This window comes from Veillonella seminalis, from assembly GCF_003992065.1.
In the GTDB taxonomy this organism is placed as follows: domain Bacteria; phylum Bacillota; class Negativicutes; order Veillonellales; family Veillonellaceae; genus Veillonella_A; species Veillonella_A seminalis.
The window spans coordinates 12,988-32,869 of the sequence record NZ_RQUZ01000009.1; the positions used below are offsets into that span (position 1 = coordinate 12,988).

At 42.0% G+C, this 19,882-nt stretch carries 26 protein-coding genes; 1 reads left to right on the forward strand and 25 read right to left on the reverse strand.

Annotated elements, in window-relative coordinates:
- Window positions 1-52: 52 nt before the first annotated feature.
- The 22 genes from argR to cobU all read right to left on the reverse strand — a co-directional run bounded on the left by argR (window position 53) and on the right by cobU (window position 17,230).
- Window positions 53-508 carry an arginine repressor gene (argR, locus tag EO126_RS06935; RefSeq protein WP_006556761.1) on the reverse strand — a complete coding sequence of 152 codons (456 nt, stop codon included), beginning with the start codon at window positions 506-508 and terminating at the stop codon, window positions 53-55.
- Between the two features lie 3 nt (window positions 509-511).
- The gene (gene mnmM, locus EO126_RS06940) at window positions 512-1,108 is read right to left on the reverse strand and encodes a tRNA 5-(aminomethyl)-2-thiouridylate-methyltransferase MnmM (RefSeq protein ID WP_006556760.1); all 597 of its coding nucleotides are present in this window, start codon (window positions 1,106-1,108) and stop codon (window positions 512-514) included.
- Window positions 1,105-1,986, reverse strand: a complete 882-nt coding sequence (locus EO126_RS06945; RefSeq protein ID WP_040771330.1) for an NAD(+)/NADH kinase — start codon at window positions 1,984-1,986, stop codon at window positions 1,105-1,107. The genes mnmM and EO126_RS06945 overlap by 4 nt, the downstream gene beginning before the upstream one ends.
- 8 nt (window positions 1,987-1,994) lie before the next feature.
- Window positions 1,995-2,798, reverse strand: a complete 804-nt coding sequence (locus tag EO126_RS06950) for a TlyA family RNA methyltransferase (RefSeq protein ID WP_127008162.1) — start codon at window positions 2,796-2,798, stop codon at window positions 1,995-1,997.
- Window positions 2,799-2,810: 12 nt separating this feature from the next.
- Window positions 2,811-3,278 (reverse strand): divergent PAP2 family protein, encoded by a 468-nt coding sequence (locus EO126_RS06955; protein ID WP_006556757.1) that lies wholly within the window; start codon window positions 3,276-3,278, stop codon window positions 2,811-2,813.
- A gap of 1 nt (window position 3,279) precedes the next feature.
- Window positions 3,280-4,158 (reverse strand): polyprenyl synthetase family protein, encoded by an 879-nt coding sequence (locus tag EO126_RS06960; RefSeq protein ID WP_127008164.1) that lies wholly within the window; start codon window positions 4,156-4,158, stop codon window positions 3,280-3,282.
- 136 nt (window positions 4,159-4,294) lie between these two features.
- Entirely contained in the window at window positions 4,295-4,513 is a 219-nt protein-coding gene (gene xseB / locus EO126_RS06965; RefSeq protein WP_006556755.1) for an exodeoxyribonuclease VII small subunit, read from the reverse strand.
- A complete protein-coding gene (xseA, locus tag EO126_RS06970) occupies window positions 4,506-5,711 on the reverse strand; it encodes an exodeoxyribonuclease VII large subunit (RefSeq protein WP_006556754.1) in 1,206 nt (401 codons plus the stop codon). Before xseA ends, xseB begins: the two co-directional genes overlap by 8 nt.
- A gap of 48 nt (window positions 5,712-5,759) precedes the next feature.
- Window positions 5,760-6,806, reverse strand: coding sequence for a tRNA (adenosine(37)-N6)-threonylcarbamoyltransferase complex transferase subunit TsaD (locus EO126_RS06975; RefSeq protein WP_127008166.1), 1,047 nt, complete (start codon window positions 6,804-6,806; stop codon window positions 5,760-5,762).
- Window positions 6,807-6,814: 8 nt separating this feature from the next.
- Window positions 6,815-7,297, reverse strand: a complete 483-nt coding sequence (nusB, locus tag EO126_RS06980) for a transcription antitermination factor NusB (protein WP_127008168.1) — start codon at window positions 7,295-7,297, stop codon at window positions 6,815-6,817.
- The gene (locus EO126_RS06985) at window positions 7,281-7,679 is read right to left on the reverse strand and encodes an Asp23/Gls24 family envelope stress response protein (protein WP_006556751.1); all 399 of its coding nucleotides are present in this window, start codon (window positions 7,677-7,679) and stop codon (window positions 7,281-7,283) included. The genes nusB and EO126_RS06985 overlap by 17 nt, the downstream gene beginning before the upstream one ends.
- Window positions 7,680-7,700: 21 nt before the next feature.
- Window positions 7,701-8,075 (reverse strand): Asp23/Gls24 family envelope stress response protein, encoded by a 375-nt coding sequence (locus EO126_RS06990; protein WP_006556750.1) that lies wholly within the window; start codon window positions 8,073-8,075, stop codon window positions 7,701-7,703.
- An 87-nt stretch (window positions 8,076-8,162) separates the two neighbouring features.
- Entirely contained in the window at window positions 8,163-8,720 is a 558-nt protein-coding gene (gene efp, locus EO126_RS06995) for an elongation factor P (protein ID WP_006556749.1), read from the reverse strand.
- A 14-nt stretch (window positions 8,721-8,734) separates the two neighbouring features.
- A complete protein-coding gene (locus tag EO126_RS07000; protein ID WP_127008170.1) occupies window positions 8,735-9,805 on the reverse strand; it encodes a M24 family metallopeptidase in 1,071 nt (356 codons plus the stop codon).
- 60 nt (window positions 9,806-9,865) lie between these two features.
- On the reverse strand, window positions 9,866-10,606 hold the full coding sequence (locus EO126_RS07005) for a pseudouridine synthase (RefSeq protein WP_006556747.1): 741 nt from the start codon (window positions 10,604-10,606) through the stop codon (window positions 9,866-9,868).
- Between the two features lie 15 nt (window positions 10,607-10,621).
- Window positions 10,622-11,254 (reverse strand): alpha-ribazole phosphatase, encoded by a 633-nt coding sequence (gene cobC, locus EO126_RS07010; protein ID WP_006556746.1) that lies wholly within the window; start codon window positions 11,252-11,254, stop codon window positions 10,622-10,624.
- Window positions 11,208-12,416: a pyridoxal phosphate-dependent aminotransferase gene (locus EO126_RS07015; protein ID WP_006556745.1), complete on the reverse strand. Its 1,209-nt coding sequence runs from the start codon at window positions 12,414-12,416 to the stop codon at window positions 11,208-11,210. Before EO126_RS07015 ends, cobC begins: the two co-directional genes overlap by 47 nt.
- A gap of 13 nt (window positions 12,417-12,429) precedes the next feature.
- Window positions 12,430-13,338: a GHMP family kinase ATP-binding protein gene (locus EO126_RS07020; RefSeq protein ID WP_006556744.1), complete on the reverse strand. Its 909-nt coding sequence runs from the start codon at window positions 13,336-13,338 to the stop codon at window positions 12,430-12,432.
- Between the two features lie 79 nt (window positions 13,339-13,417).
- Entirely contained in the window at window positions 13,418-14,158 is a 741-nt protein-coding gene (gene cobS, locus EO126_RS07025) for an adenosylcobinamide-GDP ribazoletransferase (protein WP_006556743.1), read from the reverse strand.
- Window positions 14,155-15,132: an adenosylcobinamide-phosphate synthase CbiB gene (cbiB, locus tag EO126_RS07030; protein ID WP_006556742.1), complete on the reverse strand. Its 978-nt coding sequence runs from the start codon at window positions 15,130-15,132 to the stop codon at window positions 14,155-14,157. Before cbiB ends, cobS begins: the two co-directional genes overlap by 4 nt.
- Window positions 15,132-16,655 carry a cobyric acid synthase gene (locus EO126_RS07035; protein WP_006556741.1) on the reverse strand — a complete coding sequence of 508 codons (1,524 nt, stop codon included), beginning with the start codon at window positions 16,653-16,655 and terminating at the stop codon, window positions 15,132-15,134. The genes cbiB and EO126_RS07035 overlap by 1 nt, the downstream gene beginning before the upstream one ends.
- Entirely contained in the window at window positions 16,655-17,230 is a 576-nt protein-coding gene (cobU, locus tag EO126_RS07040) for a bifunctional adenosylcobinamide kinase/adenosylcobinamide-phosphate guanylyltransferase (protein ID WP_127008172.1), read from the reverse strand. Before cobU ends, EO126_RS07035 begins: the two co-directional genes overlap by 1 nt.
- Before the next feature lie 181 nt (window positions 17,231-17,411).
- Here cobU and EO126_RS07045 point away from each other — a divergent pair, with 181 nt between their 5' ends.
- Window positions 17,412-17,753: a hypothetical protein gene (locus EO126_RS07045; RefSeq protein ID WP_006556739.1), complete on the forward strand. Its 342-nt coding sequence runs from the start codon at window positions 17,412-17,414 to the stop codon at window positions 17,751-17,753.
- Between the two features lie 211 nt (window positions 17,754-17,964).
- On the opposite strand, the gene EO126_RS07050 is transcribed toward EO126_RS07045, so the two are convergent.
- Genes EO126_RS07050 through htpX form a run of 3 tightly spaced genes read right to left on the reverse strand, consistent with a single transcriptional unit; the run spans window position 17,965 to window position 19,788 of the window.
- Window positions 17,965-18,471: a cob(I)yrinic acid a,c-diamide adenosyltransferase gene (locus tag EO126_RS07050; protein WP_006556738.1), complete on the reverse strand. Its 507-nt coding sequence runs from the start codon at window positions 18,469-18,471 to the stop codon at window positions 17,965-17,967.
- A gap of 31 nt (window positions 18,472-18,502) precedes the next feature.
- Window positions 18,503-18,913, reverse strand: a complete 411-nt coding sequence (gene ndk / locus EO126_RS07055; protein ID WP_006556737.1) for a nucleoside-diphosphate kinase — start codon at window positions 18,911-18,913, stop codon at window positions 18,503-18,505.
- 11 nt (window positions 18,914-18,924) lie between these two features.
- Window positions 18,925-19,788, reverse strand: a complete 864-nt coding sequence (gene htpX, locus EO126_RS07060) for a zinc metalloprotease HtpX (RefSeq protein ID WP_006556736.1) — start codon at window positions 19,786-19,788, stop codon at window positions 18,925-18,927.
- Window positions 19,789-19,882: the final 94 nt, after the last annotated feature.

The following is a 19,882-nucleotide window of genomic DNA, read 5'->3' on the forward strand; positions in this document are numbered from 1 at the left end:
AATAAGCACTAAGCCTATACGTTATACACGCATAGGCTTAAGTACAGTATTATTAGTCTTTCATAAGATCGGAAATACGTTTTAAAATCGGCTGTACATCTTCAACGGAGTGAGCGATTAACAAAATGGTATCATCACCGGCTAATGTGCCGATTAATTCAGCCCATTTGGCATGGTCGATAGCGAATGCCACTGATTGTGCGGAGCCCGGCAACGTATGTAACACAATTTGATTCATGGTGAAATCAACGCGTGTAATAGATTCTTGGAACAGGCGACTGATGCGATTCCCGATAAGCAGTACATTCTCTTCCGGAGATAAAGCGTAACGATAGTGGCCGTCACCGGTAGGAATTTTAATCAGCATTAATTCTTTAATGTCACGCGATACGGTAGCTTGAGTAACTTCAATACCTTCCGCTGCCAAAGCGGCTGCCAATTCCTCTTGAGTTTCAATGGAACGCGATTGTACAATTTCTTTAATTTTATTATATCTGTAACGTTTCATAAGTCACCGTCCTTTAATAATATATAAAATGGGAGGTTTGTTGGCTTGGTTAATTAATTCCCAAGTAGCCGAATCGTACTGTTTTTGCGGTAAGCTTGTTAAAAACTCACGTACTGCCCTATTTTCCTGCTCACCTTCCGGTGTGCCCGGATATGTTACGACAGTAATCAGCCCTTTTGGATTTAATAAACCTAATCCCCCTTTGATAGCTTGTATTGTTGAACCGGCTTGCGTCATCATCGAATGATCGCTCCCCGGTAAATAGCCTAAGTTAAAAATCAGTAAGTCGATGGATTCTATAACAGATGAATCATCCGAGTCTTTAGCTGTATTGGCTAAGATATCTTCGTGCTTACCTTGAACCAAACAGTATTCGATATCGGTTCGTTTGCACTCCGTTTGCAATCGTTTAGTTGATGCCTCAATAGCCTCCGGCTGTTTGTCCAGCCCCCAAATTGTGGCACCGGGCCTGCAATGATTGGCCAGATACAGTAAATCATGACCATTGCCTGCCGTGGCATCGATAATTGTTTTGGCGCTTTTAAGTTGCTCGTCCCAAAAGATATGTTGGAACTGTACAACATGATTATAATTAATCATAAAAGTTCATCTCTTCGTGCCGATAATTTACGGAATAAGGTAGCAAAAAATTTCACGTCATAGAACCTGACATAGCGACTATAAAGAGCACTGGCCTCAATGTGAAGGCTGTCTTCATTACTGAATTGATAGTCGAACGTACCGTCAATACAAATATGAAGTTTCTCCTGGCGTTGCGGCATGGTTAAATCGATACGGGCACTTTCTTTCAGCACTAAAGATACGCTTTGCAACAAATGCGGTGCCACCGGTGTGACGATGATGGAATGATTGTCCGGTGCCATAATAGGGCCGCCGGCTGACAAGTTATAGCCCGTAGAACCGGTAGAACATGCTACAATCAAACCGTCGGCCGGATACATCTGCGTATAACCTTCATTAATAGATAAGTTAATACGCGCCATACGTCCCGGTTTTTCATGCGTAATGACTACTTCATTAATGACCGGCGTCAATTTTTTTACACCATGAGGTGTGCGAATTTCAGCGGCCAAATGGATACGATTTTCCACACGATACTCACCATTGGCAATCTTCTTGATGCGGTCTTCCATATCGACTAATTCGATTTGATTTAAAAACCCCAATTCGCCTAAATTGATACCGCAAATCGGTACATCGTATTCATAAATTTGGCGAGCCAAATGAATCAAAGTACCGTCACCGCCAAAACTGAACGCCATATCAAGATGCTTAAAAATTTCAGGTCGCGGCAATACTTGTTTAGTCGGCACGCCTAATAGTTCGGGTAAATTGAATTCCTCCAAATCCGAAGGCAGCCAAACCTCCATGCCGTTTTTTTCGCAAAGGCTTTTTGCCTCTTGCAAAATAGGAATAATATTCTCTTTCCCCATATTCGGAATAAATCCTACTCGCATACGATCACCTACAGTTCATGCGCGGCGGCTACTACTGATTCCACTAATTCAGGTGTAATCGCTAAAGCACCGTCCGTCGTCTTCTTAAAATATCCCAGAAATTCTATATTACCTTCAGTCCCCTTAATCGGTGAATAGGTTACACCGTGAAGATGTAAGCCTACATCTTCGGCTACATGTAAAATACGTGTCAATACTTCGGCATGAGTGGCCGGGTCGCGCACAATGCCGCCCTTGCCTACTTTCTCACGGCCTGCTTCAAATTGCGGCTTAATAAGAGCCACTAAAGAACCTGTATCTTTGAGTAGTGTAACGGCTACCGGCAATACCTTGTCCAGCGAAATAAACGCTACGTCAATGGAAATGAAATCAACGAGTTCACCCAACTGTTCCGCTGTAACGGTTCTGATGTTCTGTTTTTCCATGTTGATTACGCGTTTATCTTGACGCAGTGACCAAGCCAATTGATTATAGCCTACATCAATGGCAAATACCTTGGCGGCTCCGTTTTGAAGAGCACAATCGGTAAAACCGCCGGTAGAGGCACCGATATCAACCATAACCGCATCAGTTAAATCGATGGGATATAGTTGTAAGGCCTTTTCCAATTTTAAACCGCCACGACTCACATAAGGCAAAGTGTTTCCTTTGACGCTAAGGTCAGCATCAATCGGTACTTTGGTACCGGCCTTATCCACACATACGGTGCCCATAAAAATTTGGCCGGCCATGATGGCTGTTTTGGCTTTTTCACGGCTTTCAAAGAGACCGCGATTAACCAATAAGACGTCTAACCGTTCTTTCGTACTCATAAAGCTCCTTAGTTATAAAAAGTTATAGTAAATAATGGAAGCCACGGCATAGCCTAAAAAAGCACCGCCGAATACTTCAAACGGCGTATGGCCCAAGAGCTCTTTGAGCACGTGACCGTCATCCAGATAGACCGGAATATTACGCTTCTTGAAATGTTCCATTAATTGATTTAAAATTTGTGCTTGCCGTCCCGCTTCCCGTCGAACGCCGGATGCGTCGTACATAACAATAAGTGAAAAAGTTATGCAAATTACCGATAAATCGGAGGTAACACCGTATATATACGCTGTTGCCGTAGAAAGTGCTACTACGAGGGAAGAATGAGAGCTGGGAAAGCCACCGGAACCGATGAGCCGTTCCCATTGAAACCGTCTATATTGCAGTAACACAATGACAAATTTTAAAGCTTGTGCCGAAAACCACCCCAAGAAGGCACTCAGCGCAATATAATTATTGAATAATTCATTAAGAAATTGCATATCAATTCGTCCTATGTACAAGGTAGTCTACTAATGCTTCTAAAATAGCGGTATTATTTGATACCGTAGCCAATGCTGCTTTAGCGGCGGCTGCTGTTTCATCTGCTTTAGCGCGAGCACCGGCTTCACCTAATTCGGAAACATAGGTTGATTTATCTTGCTTTTCATCACTGCCGGGCATTTTGCCTAAATCCTCAATGGTGCCGGTTACATCGAGAATATCATCGGTAATTTGGAAGAGTAAGCCCAACTGATCGCCATAACTCATATAAGCTTTTTGTACTTCGGCTGCAGCATTACTCAAAATAAGACCAATTTCGATAGCAGCCAAGAATAAAGCACCTGTTTTACCACGATGGAGTACTTGCAGTTCCGAGAGCGGAATATGTCGTCCTTCCGATAATAAATCGAAAGCTTGGCCACCCACCATGCCTTCCGGGCCGGCCGCTTTGGCCAAAGCCAAGACGCATTTAAGATGTTGCTGCGGTGTAGCCGCTTTATTTTGACAGATTAATTGAAAGGCATATGTTAATAGACCGTCACCTGCCAATACGGCGAGTCCGTCACCATATACTTTATGATTCGTCAAATTGCCGCGTCGATAGTCATCGTTATCCATGGCCGGCAAATCGTCATGAATCAAGGAATAGGTATGAATTAATTCAATGGCACATACAATTTCCTTGTAAGGCTCCGGTGAAACACCGAGCGACTCCATGACAGCTTTTGTTAAGATCGGTCGGATTCGCTTGCCTCCCATGAGTAAACTGTAGCGCATAGATTCATAAAGTTTCTCATATTCTGTATTTGGCGAAGTTAACACTTCTTTCAAGAAATCTTCGGTCCATGTTTTACTCGCCTTTAAATACTCTTTTAACATATATCCTCCTGCCTCTGATTGGCCTGTTAAGTCAGCTTGACTGACTTGTTTGAATATAGTTATTATACATCATTTTATAGAATTTATACATAGATTATTGTGTAATTACACGGATAATTTGTATATTTCAGAAAATTTATTTCTGGCTTTCATTGCCTATACGGACTTCCTCGATGATTTGGCGAACTTCCCCTTCCACGCTTTGCAGCATATCGGAACATTCTTTGACGAGTGTGAGTCCTTTTTTATATTGGGTTAATAAATCATTAACCGATAATTCGTTAGCATCCAAGGTGCGAACAATTTCTTCCAAGGCTGCGTATTTCTTTTCATAGTTTTTAAGAGTATTAGCCATTTTTTATAATCTCCTCTACCTTGGCTGTTAATGAGCCGTCGTTCATAGTAATATTAACCGAATCCCCTACAGTAAGAGCCGTTACAGAATGAATCGGTGTCCCTTGATGTTCGATTTTTGTATACCCTTTTAAAAGTAAGTGCAAAGGATTTAATAATTCCAATTGTTGCCCCATGAGAAGCAGATTATTTTGTTTCTTACCTACGGCCTGTTGCACGGCACCGGTTAAACGATGCTCCAAATCATTCAGTTTAGAGCTTTCCTGATGAATTAAAGTTAATGCGGGAATGCCTAACTTTCTGTTAAAAATAGCTTGTAATTCTTGTTTTTTGGTTTCAATGGTTTGCTTCATGTATTGATGTAAGTAGGTTTCTTTGGATTCCAATTGTTCCAAAAGATAACTTACCGGAGAGACCGTAAGCTCGGCGGCATGACTCGGCGTTGCACCGCGTACATCGGCTGCAAAATCACATAAAGTATAGTCCGTTTCATGCCCCACTGCTGATACGATTGGTGTTTTACAGTTATATACAGCTTCTACTACCACTCTGTCGTTAAAACACCATAAATCTTCCATGGAACCGCCACCGCGGCCCACAATAACAAGTTCTACCTCTTTATCCGCATCGGCCCGTTCGATCCCTTTGGCAATAAGGGGCCCCGCTTTATCACCTTGTACAGGCACGGCAAACAGCTTAAATTGAACGAAAGGATTACGTTGCCGTGCTACATGTAAGATATCATGAAGTACAGCTCCCGATTCAGAAGTAACGAGCCCGATGGTAGCCGGCATAAGCGGCAACGGTTGTTTGTGAGCTTCGTCAAAATAGCCGAGCGCCGTTAATTCCTTTTTTAAAGCTTCAAAGGCTAACTGATACGGGCTTTTTTGACCAATCTCCATATCATTGCAGATTAAACTCAAACGACCGGTCTTTTCATAGAAATTAATCGTAGCTCGCATGGTTACAAATAAACCGTTTTCCAATTGGCCTACAAGTCCTTTTTTTTGCGCTGTACCGGCCCAAAGAGCTACATCTACGGAGGCGTCATCATCCTTTAATGAAAAATAATAATGCCCCGTGCTGTGGCGTTTTAAATTGGCAATTGTTCCGGCCACATAGCAATTTTTCAGTACATATTCCCGTTCCAAGACGCGTTTTATTAAATTGTTAAGTTTGGAAATGGAGAAAACATCCATATAATTCCTCCTCTAATCCCGGTGATTAACTGTTACATAAAACAATATCTATTTATTGTTTGTTGTATCTGACAAGGCCGCACCATAAGCTACACCGGTTGCATTATCGGAGCTGTACTCGGGTGGCGCAAACAGTACTTTAACTTTATGAGATCTGCCAAAATCAAGCAAGGATTGCCGTAAAAAACTATTAGCCATTACACCGCCCACCGCAATCAGTGTATCTGCGGCACGTTGTTGCCGGTGATAGGTCAACATCTTTTGTAAAGAGCGACTCATACAGTGGAATACATTTAGTGCTGTTTTAGCTGTATATTCCTCGTTAAATTGACCTGCATTTTTAGCACGATCAATACGACGCATAGTTTCGCTGCACGGTCCGCCAAAACTGATGGCTCCGTTTTTTACAGACACCGGCAGTATTCTAAATTTGTTGTCCCCTGAGTTTTCAGCATCGGAAACGGCTACCAGTCGATTAATTACAGTTTTCAAATCTTCAGGGTTCGGACATAGCGATTTAGCGACCCTTTCCATGTGCGGACCTGCCGGAAACGGTAAGTTCAGCGCAACGCCGACGCGGTCGACAAATTGACCGCCGTGTAAATCTAAAGCCCCATTTATCAGTTCTGCCGTAAAAAAGGTATCTTTAGCCGGTTCACAATACAAAAGTTCTGTAGTGCCGCCTGATACATGAAGTGCATAAAACGGTTCCTGCGGAATATATTGTAAAACACGCAGGGCCGCTAAAATATGATTTTCCTGATGTGAAAATTCATATACCGGTATATTATCCAGATGGCCCAGGCTGTGAGCCATTCCTCGTCCCACCAAAAAAGCAGGCATATAGGAATCCTTTTCACGGCGTGGAAACGCACTGACTCCAATGCCCGCTAGTTGGACACCTGACGGTAATTGTTTTATTAATTCGGGCAATGCTCGGGTATGTTGAAACACCATTTGTGATTGTTGCAAACCGCGAGCACCCGCTTTTACTTCTAATAATTTTCGAGCTTGGCCTATTAATTCGCCTTTTTCATTGACCAAAGCACAGGACGTCGTATAACAGCTCGTATCGAACCCTAAATAAACTTTCATAAGTTGCCTCACCGGGCCTTTACGTCTGATTTGACTTCAGATTCATTCTCAACGGCAACAGCCGGTGAATCCTTTTTTACCTGTTTTTCTTTGGCAATTGCATCTAATACGGCATTAATAAATTTATAGCCTTTATCAGAACCGAAGTCTTTGGCCAATTGTACGGCTTCATTGATTACAATACGCGGATTGATTGCTTCAGGTGATACGGTAAGTTCCCATGCAGCCAGACGCAATACATTGCGTTCTACCGCTCCTAATTGTCCTATTTTGCGCTTTGGCGAATGGGCCTGTAATAATTCATCCAAAATGGACTGATTAGCCGTTACGCCGTTAATAATAGCTTCTGCATAGGCAACATCCATGGCACCGTTAGAATTGGATTCTTCTTCCGGCATAATAACGGTCTCTTCCGGATTATGAAATTCCTTAGCATATAAAGATTGAAATGCGTACAGCCGTGCCTGGCGACGATTACGATTTTGCTTCATTAGTTAACTCCTCTGTGATTTGATTGGGATCGATTATATTTTCAAAATGAACGTCAATTCGCACTGAATCAAGGTTAACGGATTCTTTTAAATCCTTACGAATTTGTTGACGGATTTGCTCAGCCATGGTCATTAAGGGATATCCGTAAAGGACATTAATATATGTATTGATTTCAAGGCCTTCTTTACGATGTTTAACATTAATGCCGGGCAAACGTTTCTGACCGAAATTGCGAGCAATGCCGTCCACCATACCGGAGTAAAAATTACTGTTTAAGGAATGATATCCCGGAATTAAGGTCAATGCATGGTGCGCTATTTGTAAAATAACTTCATCGGAAACATCCACCTGTAATTGAGGATTAGTTGACTTTACATCCATTACGTATCGCTCCTTTCCCGTTTAAATGTATTTGACCCCCGTATTTTCAAAGGCAATATCCTGAATAAAGATATTAACACCCTCTACATGTGTACCGGTTAGGGTTTCAATCCCGGTCTTAACATGTTCCTGAACGCGTAAAGCCACATCGGGAATGCGATAGCCGTAGCGAGCAACCAAATATAATTCAATGGTTATACTATTATCGGATACTCGTTGGAGCCTGACACCTTCCCACTGACTTTTCATACCGATTAAATTGGCAAAATCATCGCCTGCAGTGGTACTCATGGAAGCGACGCCTTTAACTTCCAATGCTTTCAAGGAGGCAATCGTGCCATACACGTTATCGCTTATTTTAGTAACTCCTTCAAAGAACGTTTTATTATCACTCATAGTACCCTGCCTTTCTTTTTATAGCATAAAAAGCATTTGCCTCGAACAACGTACGTTAAAGACAAATGCTTTTGATATTAACTGATATTACGCACGTTCAATGTATTGGCCGGTGCGTGTATCGACGCGAAGAACATCGCCAACTTCGATAAACAATGGCACTTTAACAACATAGCCGGTTTCCAATGTAGCCGGTTTGTTACCGCCTGTAGCCGTATCGCCACGGATGCCGGGATCAGTTTCAACTACGCGAAGTTCTACTGCTACCGGTAAATCGATACCGATTACGATACCTTGGAAGAACACGATGCTAACTTCCATGTTTTCAAGCAAGAAGTTTTTAGCTTCGCCTAACTGTTCAAGGTTTAACTCTACTTGGTCATAAGTTTCGTTATCCATGAATGTGTAGGCACCGTCAGCTTCGTATAAGTATTGCATACGACGACGATCTACATGTGCTTTAGGCACTTTTTCACCGGCGTTGAAAGTACGTTCAACTACGGAACCGGTCTGCAAATTCTTTAATTTACAACGTACGAATGCAGCACCTTTACCCGGTTTTACGTGCTGGAAGTCTACAACCTGCCACACGTTGCCATCGAGCTCAATTGTTACGCCCGGACGAAAATCATTACTAGAAATCATTTAAATCCCTCCGTTTAACCTTTTACTTCTATTAATTCCTTCGAGGTATGAGTGAGTAGCTCATAGCCATCGTCAGTAACTATAACACTGTCTTCAATGCGAAGACCTATTTCACCGGGAAGATAAACACCCGGCTCAACAGTAACAATCATATTAGGCTCCAATACCGTATCGGAACGCGGTGATGCTACCGGTTCTTCATGTATGTCGAGACCTACACCGTGACCGGTACCATGACTAAAATAATCACCGTAGCCATCGGCCGTAATGCTTTCGCGACAAGCGGCATCTACGGTTTTACCCGTAACACCGGCTCTTACGGCGGCTAAGCCTTTCAGTTGTGCATCAAGCACAACTTTATAGAGTTTATGCTGTAATTCGGAGGCTGTTCCCATAACAATGGTGCGAGTCATATCCGAATGATAGCCCTGATATACAGCGCCGAAATCAAAGGTGACAAAATCACCGTCTTCAATAACTTTATCAGACGCTACACCGTGCGGCATACTGGATCTGTGTCCCGACGCCACAATAGTGTCAAATGATGGTTCTTCAGACCCTCGTTTGAGCATTTCAATTTCTAAAATGACACGAGCGTCTCGTTCCGTCATACCCGTTTTTAATTGCGGCAATAAAGCAGCAAATGCTTCATCACCGATACGGGCAGCCTCACGCATGAGCGTAAGTTCGTCAGGCCGTTTAACCGCCCGTAAAGATGTTAAATTAACGGACGCAAAACGACTTCCCACTAAAATATCGGAAAATGTTTGGTACGTGTCAACCGGTACATAATTACCTTCGAACGCACAAACAGATAATGTAATATTACGAGTTTTGACAATCTCAGCTATAGTTTCCCAAGTAGAACCTTTGTATTGAATTACTTCATAACCTTCACATTGATTCTGAGCTTGTTCCGTATAACGGCTGTCAGTAAGTATAAAAGCAGTATCCGGTGTCACAAAACCTACGGCTGTAGTTCCCGTAAAACTGGCAAAATATCTAAGATTGGTCTGGCTAAGCAAGAGTATGCCATCATACTGGTGCGCAGTCAAATAATCCTGTAGGCGTAATAAGCCGTTCATGATAAGACTCCCTTGCTATAAATTTTTTCATTTCATGATACCACAAAATGAGCGTTTTGACTATAGTTTTTCGTAGTCCGACGCATCCAGATAAACAAATTCACCTGTTTCGGGAATGTCCTTTAAGTCAAGATGACCTATAGTAAGACGCTTTAAATAGGTGATTTCGCCACCGGCCGCCCCTATCATGCGCTTAACCTGATGATATTTACCTTCTTCAATTATAATTTCGGCGCTTTTAAGCATAACCGAATCTTGAGTGCTTTCAGTTTCTTTATCGGTTTCAGAAGGCAGAATTATTTCAGCCGGCTTACAAACAGTGCCATCCCCCAATATAATGCCTGAACGGATGCGTTCTAACCTTTCTTCGATAAGCGTACCGCTATATTCAAAATAGTATCGTTTGGGAACATGCTTTTTGCCGTTTATAATACGATGAGCCCAGGCCCCGTCATTGGAGAGTAACAGCAAGCCTTCCGTATCTTTATCGAGGCGTCCTACCGGGGAGACCCCCATAGTGCGAAATTCCGGCGGTAATAATTCCATTACGGTCGGATGTCGTGAATCTTCTATGGCACACACATAGCCGGCCGGTTTATGAAATTTAACATAATATATTTGACGATTGTCTATAATTTCACCGTTAACAGCTATTGTTTGGTTCGGTATTTCAATGGGCATATCTTTTTTCTTAACCACTACACCATCTACCGTAACCAGTCCCTGTTTGATGAGATTATGGACTTCTTTACGACTGCCCAATGCTTTATTGGCTAAAAACTTATCTAAACGTAACTTCATGATAATCACGAGTAATTATAATTGAATGGATTCCAAATGTTTGGTGTAATTCAAAAGGCTCAAGGTATTATGGTCATCTTCCGTAAGACCGTAAAACTCTACGCGACTGATGGCCGTATTGCCTTGACTGAAGTTCCAAGCAAAATGAAGCGGTAAGTTGAGCATTTTACAAATTAAGGTACGATTGGTACCGCCATGAGCGACAACAAGAATAGTTTTGTCTTCGCCGACAGCTTTCATTTCATCAGTAACGGCCTGCCATGCACGTTCTTGTAAATCTTGGAATGATTCACCGTTTGAGATTTTTACTTTATCGGGACTGCGATACATAGTGTAAATGGAATGTGGCCATTTGGCTTCAATCTGATCGTAAGTAAAGCCTTCCCAATCTCCGAAATTAATTTCACGTAAACGTTCATCCGTTTTAAACGGAATCTGACGATTACCTAAAATCTTTTCAGCAGTAATGTGAGCACGATCTAAATCACTGGCAATAATGGAATCAAACTCGATTGATGCCAATTCTTTGGCTACCGCATCAGCTTGAACAATCCCTACCTGATTAAGCGGCACATTCGTATATCCTTGATAAAAACCACTGTTATTCCATTCCGTCTGACCGTGGCGAACTAAGTAAATTGTGTGCATGGGCGAACTCCTTTACATATGATATTAACAATTCATTATCGGTTCTATCTTTGACAGCAATTCTAAACCATCCTTGTCCCAGCCCGCTGTAGGCTTCGCAACTGCGGATTAGCAGCTGTTTGTCTTCTAAGAAATTCATAAAATCGGAAAGGCTCGGATTGGCAGGATGCCAATGTAAGAGCAGAAAATTGACTGTTGGCGGCAGTGCCGTTATAAAATCAAAACTATTGATAGCTCCGTAAAGCCATTCTTTTTCGCGAGCCACTACTGCTCGCGTTTTTTGACGGTATACTTCATCTTGAAGGGCCGCAATACCATATTGCTGAGCCAGATGATTAACCGACCATGTAGGTACCTGAGGGGCAATAGTTTTTAATATAGACGCTTGTCCCAATAAGAGGCCTAAACGTAAACCGGGAATCGCATAAAACTTAGTGAGTGAATGCAATATGATAATAGCCGGATACTCTGTCAAGTATGGTCGTAAACTATGAGATTCATTGGTGAATTCTATAAAGGACTCATCGATGAGAAGTAAACTGCGTGATGCTTCGGCCAGAGCCGCTAACTCGAATACTTCCGTTAAGGTTTGCAAACTGCCGTCCGGATTATTGGGATTACCGAGACAAATCAAGGTACGAATTTGTTCTTCGGCACAACGTTTCAAATGTTGCTTAAGGTCCTCATAAGGCACGGCAAAATGAGTAATCGGCTGATGTGTCTTTGAATTGCCGAAAAAGCTGAGTGATTGATGTAAAGACTCTATTTCATCGGATGCCGACATGGGAATCATTTCATATTCTAAAACATCTAAGCCTTTAGCACGAGCCGCTAAGGTATATTCCGAAAAACCGGGCGCCGGTACCAATACTTCAGTTATTTCCGGTAAAGTCATGAGTGCGTATAACAATTCGGCCGCCCCATTGCCTACTAAAATATTTTCATCAGGCACATCCAGTACTTCACTCACTTTGCTGCGAAGATCGGTGTATTCCGGATCGGGATAATGAATGATTTCATTCAAATGAGCTTTTAATGCTTCTTGACCTTTAGGGCTCATGCCTAAGGGGTTTATATTGGCACTGAAATCGGTAATGTCCTGTGGTGCTACGTTATGAGCGGCCGCCACTTTATAAATATTACCGCCGTGGGTATTTTTCATGTCTGAGCACCTCCTAACGCTTCATAAAAGTTATGCCTTCATTAGTTGTTTCGACAGTATCTAAATATAATAAATCCGGTAATTCCTGATGGACAGCCGCTCGGCAATCAGCCAACGGTGCGCCGTCAGATGGGAATAAAAGGCCCATAATAGTACCGCTGTGAGCAATTATCGTACCGACACTGTTAAAGTGATTGCCGATTTCATGCAGTGCATATAATAAAGGTTTGTGTAAAATACGCTGATTAGCAAAAGCACTTAAAGTAGCTGCCTGACCGATTAAGGACACATTGTGAGTTGCAATACCTTCTTTAAAAAGCGCTAATGACTCTTTGATATACGGTTCTTTTTCGGCAATTAAATCATGAAGCCCGTGTTGAGCATTAAAACTGACCGTATCAATTTCGCCACCTTCATCAAAAATCATAATTTTCATAGGCGGACACTGTCCCAACGGTTCAGTAATGGTTCCTTTAATGTAATCAAAACGAACAACGCCCGGATAAAATGAGGCATCACTTGGTTCAATACTTAAAGAGATATCTTTTAATTCCTCCAAGGTTAAAGCTCGACCGTATGCCAAGGCTGTAGCCATAGCGGCAACGCTGATATCGGCACTGCTAGATGCCATGCCTTTACCCTGAGCTATATCGGAGCGCACGTAAACAGGACTCCGCCAAGCTCGTTGCAGCGCTGCACTGATAGGTATAGATCCTTCCGCCACAAGCGTATTGACGACTTTTTGGGCTGCCAAGGCGGCTTTGGGTTGCAAGGAACAATAATAAGGCCTTAAAGGTTGTTTTACTCCGCTTAAGGCATAGGAATAGCGATTAATAGGACAGGTAACCAAAAAAGGTTGACCATCAATGGACCCTTGCAAAAATTCACCGCATGTCCCTGGTGCTCGTACATAATATGACACCTGTCGTTCCTCCATACTAATATACACAAAATAACACAAAAGAATGTAAATACTAAGTAAAAAGTTTGTTAGTGTGCCGTTACATTGTAATGCTTGTTGCAACAGCAGCCAAGACTAACAATAACTCTGACGTTTCAATGACAAAGCCGTACGTATCACCAGTTACGCCGCCCAAGTGTTTTGAAATATGGGAATTTAAGATTAAGTTAATTAAAATTCCCAATCCCATAAAAATGGCGTAAATCCCTTGGAAGTAAATAATCGGTAACAATGTAATGAGCGTAGCCCAAAGCAATGTAAGTTTAGGGGAATATACGGCAAATGCCTTCCCCATGCCTTCAGGGCGGGCATAATGAAAGAGTCGAATACTTAGTACTAGGGAGTAACGACTGATAATAGGCATAAAAAACAAAAATTGCCATAAGAACTCAGGATTTACATGTGCTATTAATTGCCATTTTAAGAGTGTTAAAAAGACAAACCCTACGACTCCATTGGAACCGACCCGGCTGTCTTTCATAATTTCTAATTTACGTTCCCTGTCACGGCCGGAAAAAAGCCCGTCACATGTATCCATAAAGCCGTCGGCGTGTAAACCGCCGGTAAAAAGAAATTCAAATACAACCAGTAATAAAGCCAATAAAGTAATGGATATATATGGTGCCAACAGCCAATAAATAAGAGCCATAAAGGCACCGATAACGAGTCCTACAATCGGAAAGATTACCACGCTTTTACCAAAATCGTGAATATCCCATTCCGTTTGATTGACTAGTTTTAAACGTGTCAAAAATTGTAAGCCGATAAAGAAAGACTTCATAATATCACCAAGATTCTAGTTAATACGGCACTGATCACAACACCGAGCAAAGAACAAACATACATCATGCCAATCGTTTTTTGAATGTGAACGCCTCGCATTTTTGTATCGGGGTCCCCCATATAGGCACGGAATGTCATGGTATCACCGTATTTATTGTAACCGCCGAGACGAATATGAAGAGCACCGGCTACCGGTGCTTCTGCATAGCCACCGTTCGGACTCGGATGTTTATGGGCATCACGAATCCCTATACGCCAAGCATTTCGCCAATCGTGACGTAAGACAAAGGCGGTCAGTATATATAAGAGAAATGTAATACGAGCCGGAATCCAATTTAGCACATCGTCAAATCTTGCGGCTATCCGGCCGAAATATAAATACTTTTCATTTTTATAGCCCAACATGGAGTCCATCGTATTGGCCGTTCGATAAAATAAAGCGCCCAACGGACCAAAAACGGCAAAGAACAGTAAAGGCGAGATAATCCCGTCAACTGTGTTTTCTGCCACTGTCTCAATGGTGGCCCTGGTTATTTCACTTTCATCAAGTTCAGTCGTATCGCGACCTACTATCCAGCCCACTTTACGTCGTGCTTCGGTTAAATCACCCTTTTGTAAGAGCTGAGCCAATTCTAAACCGGCTGACGCCAGTGAGCGTGGGCTGATTGTAATATATACAATAATAACCTGCATAGCATAGCCTGCCCACGGATGAATTGTTCCGGCAATTAAAACGAGTAAGAAACCTATAAGTGTAACCGTCAATAGGGTTAAACATACTGTTAAACCGCCATAGAAAAGCTTTTTTCCGTTTGAATCCCGTCTGCCATAGAGAAACTTCTCATAAAAAGAAATTACATCGCCGATAAGGACAACCGGATGAAAACGACTTCTGGGATCCCCTACAATACAATCAAGTAAAAAGGCCCATAACGGAATAAAATAATACGCATTATGTAAAAACCATTCCATTATGCTTGTTCCTCTAATAATTTATCGATATAGTCCATATCAAGATGTTTTTCTACAATATCGGCTAAACGATTATAAGCGGCATCTTTGTGTTCAAAATAGTGGAATACTTCATCCAACGGTTCGAGTCCCTTACGTTTACGTAAAGCATTCAGAATTTGACGACGCAAGCTGTCATTATCCAAAATACCGTGAATATAGGTCCCCATAACCAGTCCCGATTCATTTACAAAACCGTCCATAACAGCTACCGTTTTTTCACTGCGCGAGGTAATGGCAAAACAATCGGCTACGGCACCTACACCGTGAGTATCACCCATGTGGATTTCATACCCACGTAAATTTTCGCCCGTATAATCTATGCCGAGGAATGGCAATTTAACCGTGTTAAAAGAAACTTGATGCGTCATTTTCGTGCCCGTCATAGTGGTTTCGGTCGGCAATAAACCAAGGCCTTCAAGTTCCGGAATATCACCTTCCACACCATCCGGATCATGCAGTTTTTCGCCTAACATCTGGTAACCGCCGCACACGCCGAATACAGGCACACCCTTCTTGGCTAATGCTTTAATATCTTCCGCATAACCGCGTTCTTCCAAATATTTCAAGTCGGCTAACGTATTTTTAGAGCCCGGTAAAATCACCATATCCGGCTCGCCGATAGCATCACCCGGTTTTACGAAGCGCACCGATACATCCGGTTCATAAGCTAAGGCATCAAAATCGGTAAAATTGGAAATCTTAGGTGTTTGCATAACGGCAATGGTAATTTCACGATTAATAGTCGTATGTTTGCTTTCCAATGCTACCGAATCTTCTTCATCGATGTCGAGATTGTCGATAGCCGGAATAACACCCACTACCTTACGACCGGTCCGTTCTTCGATAAAATCGAGAGCCGGTTTTAATAAATTAATATCACCGCGGAATTTATTGATAATAATGCCTTTAACCAAATCTTGTTCTTCCGGTTCCAATAATTCCAAAGTACCTACGATGGATGCAATAGCACCGCCACGATCAATATCGGCAATTAACATTACCGGAGAGTTTGTCATCTTGGCAACACGCATATTTACGATATCATTGGCTTTTAAATTAACTTCAGCCGGACTGCCTGCCCCTTCAATGACGATCATATCAAAGTTTTTATCTAAAAAGTCTAAGCTTTCTTTTACTTTATCAAGCGCTGTTAATGAGTAATGAGTGTGATATTCTTTCGCACTGTAAACGCCGACAGGCTTACCCATAAGGACTACTTGCGAGGATTGATTTCCCGTAGGTTTCAGCAAAACAGGGTTCATTTGGACAATCGGATCAATACCGGCTGCTTCTGCCTGAGCAACTTGGGCACGGCCGATTTCATCGCCCCAACGTGTTACATAGGAGTTTAAAGCCATATTTTGGGCTTTAAACGGTACGGTTTTTAAACCGCGACGGTAAAAAATACGGCAAAGAGCCGTCGTTAAAATACTTTTACCTACATTGGAGCTGGTTCCCTGGAACATGAGTTTTTTTGCCATTATATATGAACCTCCTTAGCCTTTAGCTCTGTGGTAATGCCACTGATTGTAAAATATACTTCATCGGCCGCTTGGGCCACTGTTTGATTAATTAAACCTGCAATATCACGAAAGAAGCGGGCCATTCTGTTATTGGGAACAATCCCAAGGCCCAGTTCATTGGTTACAAATACAACCGTTTTATCGGCTGCATAAGTTGCCTCTATGACCTCTTTCAATTCAGCTACTAATGCATCCGCCAAAGCGTTGCATTCAGCCTGATTTTGAGGCTCTTTTTTTAGCATAGCATTAGTGGCATACATAGTCAAACAATCAACGAGAATAACATCGCATGCATCTAAAATCTTTGACCATGAAGCGGTTATGTCATAAGGGATTTCAAAATTATGCCATAAGTTACCGCGCCGAGCCTTATGTTTGGCTACACGATTTTCCATTTCATCGTCAAAAATCTGACCGGTGGCAACGTATCCTTTTCGTCCGGGCAAGGATAGAACGAGTCGCTCCGCAAATTCACTTTTACCGCTCCGAGCACCACCCGTGCATAATATAATTCGACTCTCTTCATTAGTCATGAGATATATCCTCTCCCTTACTATGTCTATTTAATCAAATTAAGTTGAACAAACCAGGTGAAGCAAATTAAGCTGATATACTTTAACAACTTTTAGATTACTTGAACAACTTAACTCTGACTTGCAATATTTTCTAAAATAAGTATACAATAAATCAAAGAATGATAAGGAGTGTATACCTATGGAAATGAAAAATTTATTCGTAAAGCTGATGGCTACTTTATGGGAAAATACGTACCGCATCGTCATCAATGACCAAAATGATCAATATGTGGCAACAGGTCGCGTAATTGTAAATATTCCCCTTAGCCCCGATGAATTGCCGCCCAATGCACCGGAAGTAGAACCACAGCTCTTGGTTCTGGTTGAAGACGGCGATCTTGATTCCAATAATCTAATTGAATTTGAAACCATTTTAGCCGCTAAAATCCGTGAAAAATTTAATTATGAAATTATGACGGTCTTTTTCTATTACCCAAGTCCCGAAGATGTACTGAATAAGGGCACAATCGATCAAGCTTAATTAAACAATCAGTCATATTTAATAGCAACTGAGAAGAAATTATCCAACTCCGATAATTTTCTCTTGCTGTTTCAATTTATTAAATCGTTTATATTAAAAGAATCTATATGCGAAAAGAAAAAGCTATGTTACGCGAATTGTTCGGTAACATAGCTTTTTATATTGATGACCGTATTCACGTGTCAAATCGTATTAAGTTACTGCCACCAACTTATAGTTCAAATTCGGCACGTGCTAACATATAGCAGCAATCGGACAAGCGATTTAAATAACGGATATCTACATCATGTACTGTTTCCCCCGATTCGGACAGACGCCATAATGCACGTTCGGCACGACGTGTTACAGTACGGGATTGATGTAATAAAGCGGAGCTTTTTTTATCACCCGGTACGATAAATTTAGTAAGCGGTTCCATTTTAGCATCATAGCTGTCAATGATTTTTTCTAAATTTTCGATGTGAGCGTCCGTAATGGTCGGTTCTTGGCCGAGACTTGCTACATCAGCCATGAGTTGCCATAATTCTTTTTCAATGTCGTAGATAACTTGTTGAATATCTTCGTGTTCGGAAAAGGCACGAGCCACACCTAAAACCGATTGCAATTCATCGATTGTGCCATAGGCTTCGACACGTAAAGACGCTTTAGAAAGTCGTTCACCGGTATAGAGTGATGTAGAACCTTTATCACCTGTTTTAGTGTATACTTTTGCACCCATACTAATCACCTCATTTGTTAAAAGAAAGATATTACGCTTTGAATTCAGGGAACCAAAGAGCAACTTCACGTTCAGCTGTAGCTACGGCATCTGATGCATGGACTACATTTTCGTTGATTTGTAAACCGTAGTCACCGCGAATTGTGCCGGCATTTGCTTTTAGCGGGTCGGTAGCACCGTTCAATTGGCGTACCGCTGCTACAGCATTGTCACCGCTTAATACCATGGCCAATACAGGACCGGAAGTAATAAAATCAATCAATTCCTGAAAGAACGCTTTATCTTTATGTTCGTCGTAATGGGCAGCGGCCAACTCACGTGGTACTTGCATTAATTTTAAAGCGCTGATTGTTAATCCTTTACGCTCATAACGAGCTAAAATTTCACCGCAAAGTTTCTTTTTGACTCCGTCCGGTTTTACGAGTACTAACGTGTGTTCCATAAAACTGCCTCCTAACGCATACGACTTGCAATTTCTTTTAATTTTTCTATACGAGATTCAGTACTTGGATGCGTACTGAATAGTGAGCTGGTAAAATCTTTAACACTTCCCAAAGGATTGATGATAAACATATGAGCCGTTGTACCAAGCTGAGATTCCCCGCCGGGCAACATACCATGCTTGGAATAATAATCAATTTTAGCCAAAGCTGATGCCAATGATAACGGCTTACCACTCATTTCGGCACCGCCCTCATCGGCTAAATATTCACGCGAGCGTGAAATGGCCATTTGAATTAAAGCGGCAGCAATCGGTGCTAAAATAATGGTAGCCAACATCGCAATCGGATTTGAACCTTCCCGATCATCACTGCGACCGAAAATGGCAAACATTTGCATCATATTGGCAATCATAGTGATAACCCCGGCAAGGCTGGCAGCAATCGTACTGATTAAAGTGTCACGATGTTTAACATGCGTCAATTCGTGACCCAAAACGCCTTCAATTTCATCATCGGTCAAGAGATTCATAATCCCTGTGGTAACGGCTACGGCCGCATGTTCAGGATCACGTCCCGTTGCAAACGCATTCGGTACTTCGGAGTTAATAATGTACACTTTTGGCATCGGTAAATTACCGCGTTGAGCTAAACGCTCCACCATATTGTACAATTCCGGATTATCCGTTGACGATACTTGTTTTGCATTGTACATGCTGAGTACAAGTTTATCACTATTCCAATAGCTGAATAGGTTCATAGCCATCGAAATAACAAACATCGTCATAAGACCGGCTCGTCCGGCGACCAACTGTCCGATTACCATCAATAACCCGGTCATCAATGCCAGTAAAACAGCAGTCTTAACATTATTCATATTGTTTTTGCCTCTTTCTTAATATATGTATCTGTTTGATACAAATAATATAACGCCATCTTTCAGATGGTCGGAACAAGCAATCATTCATCTT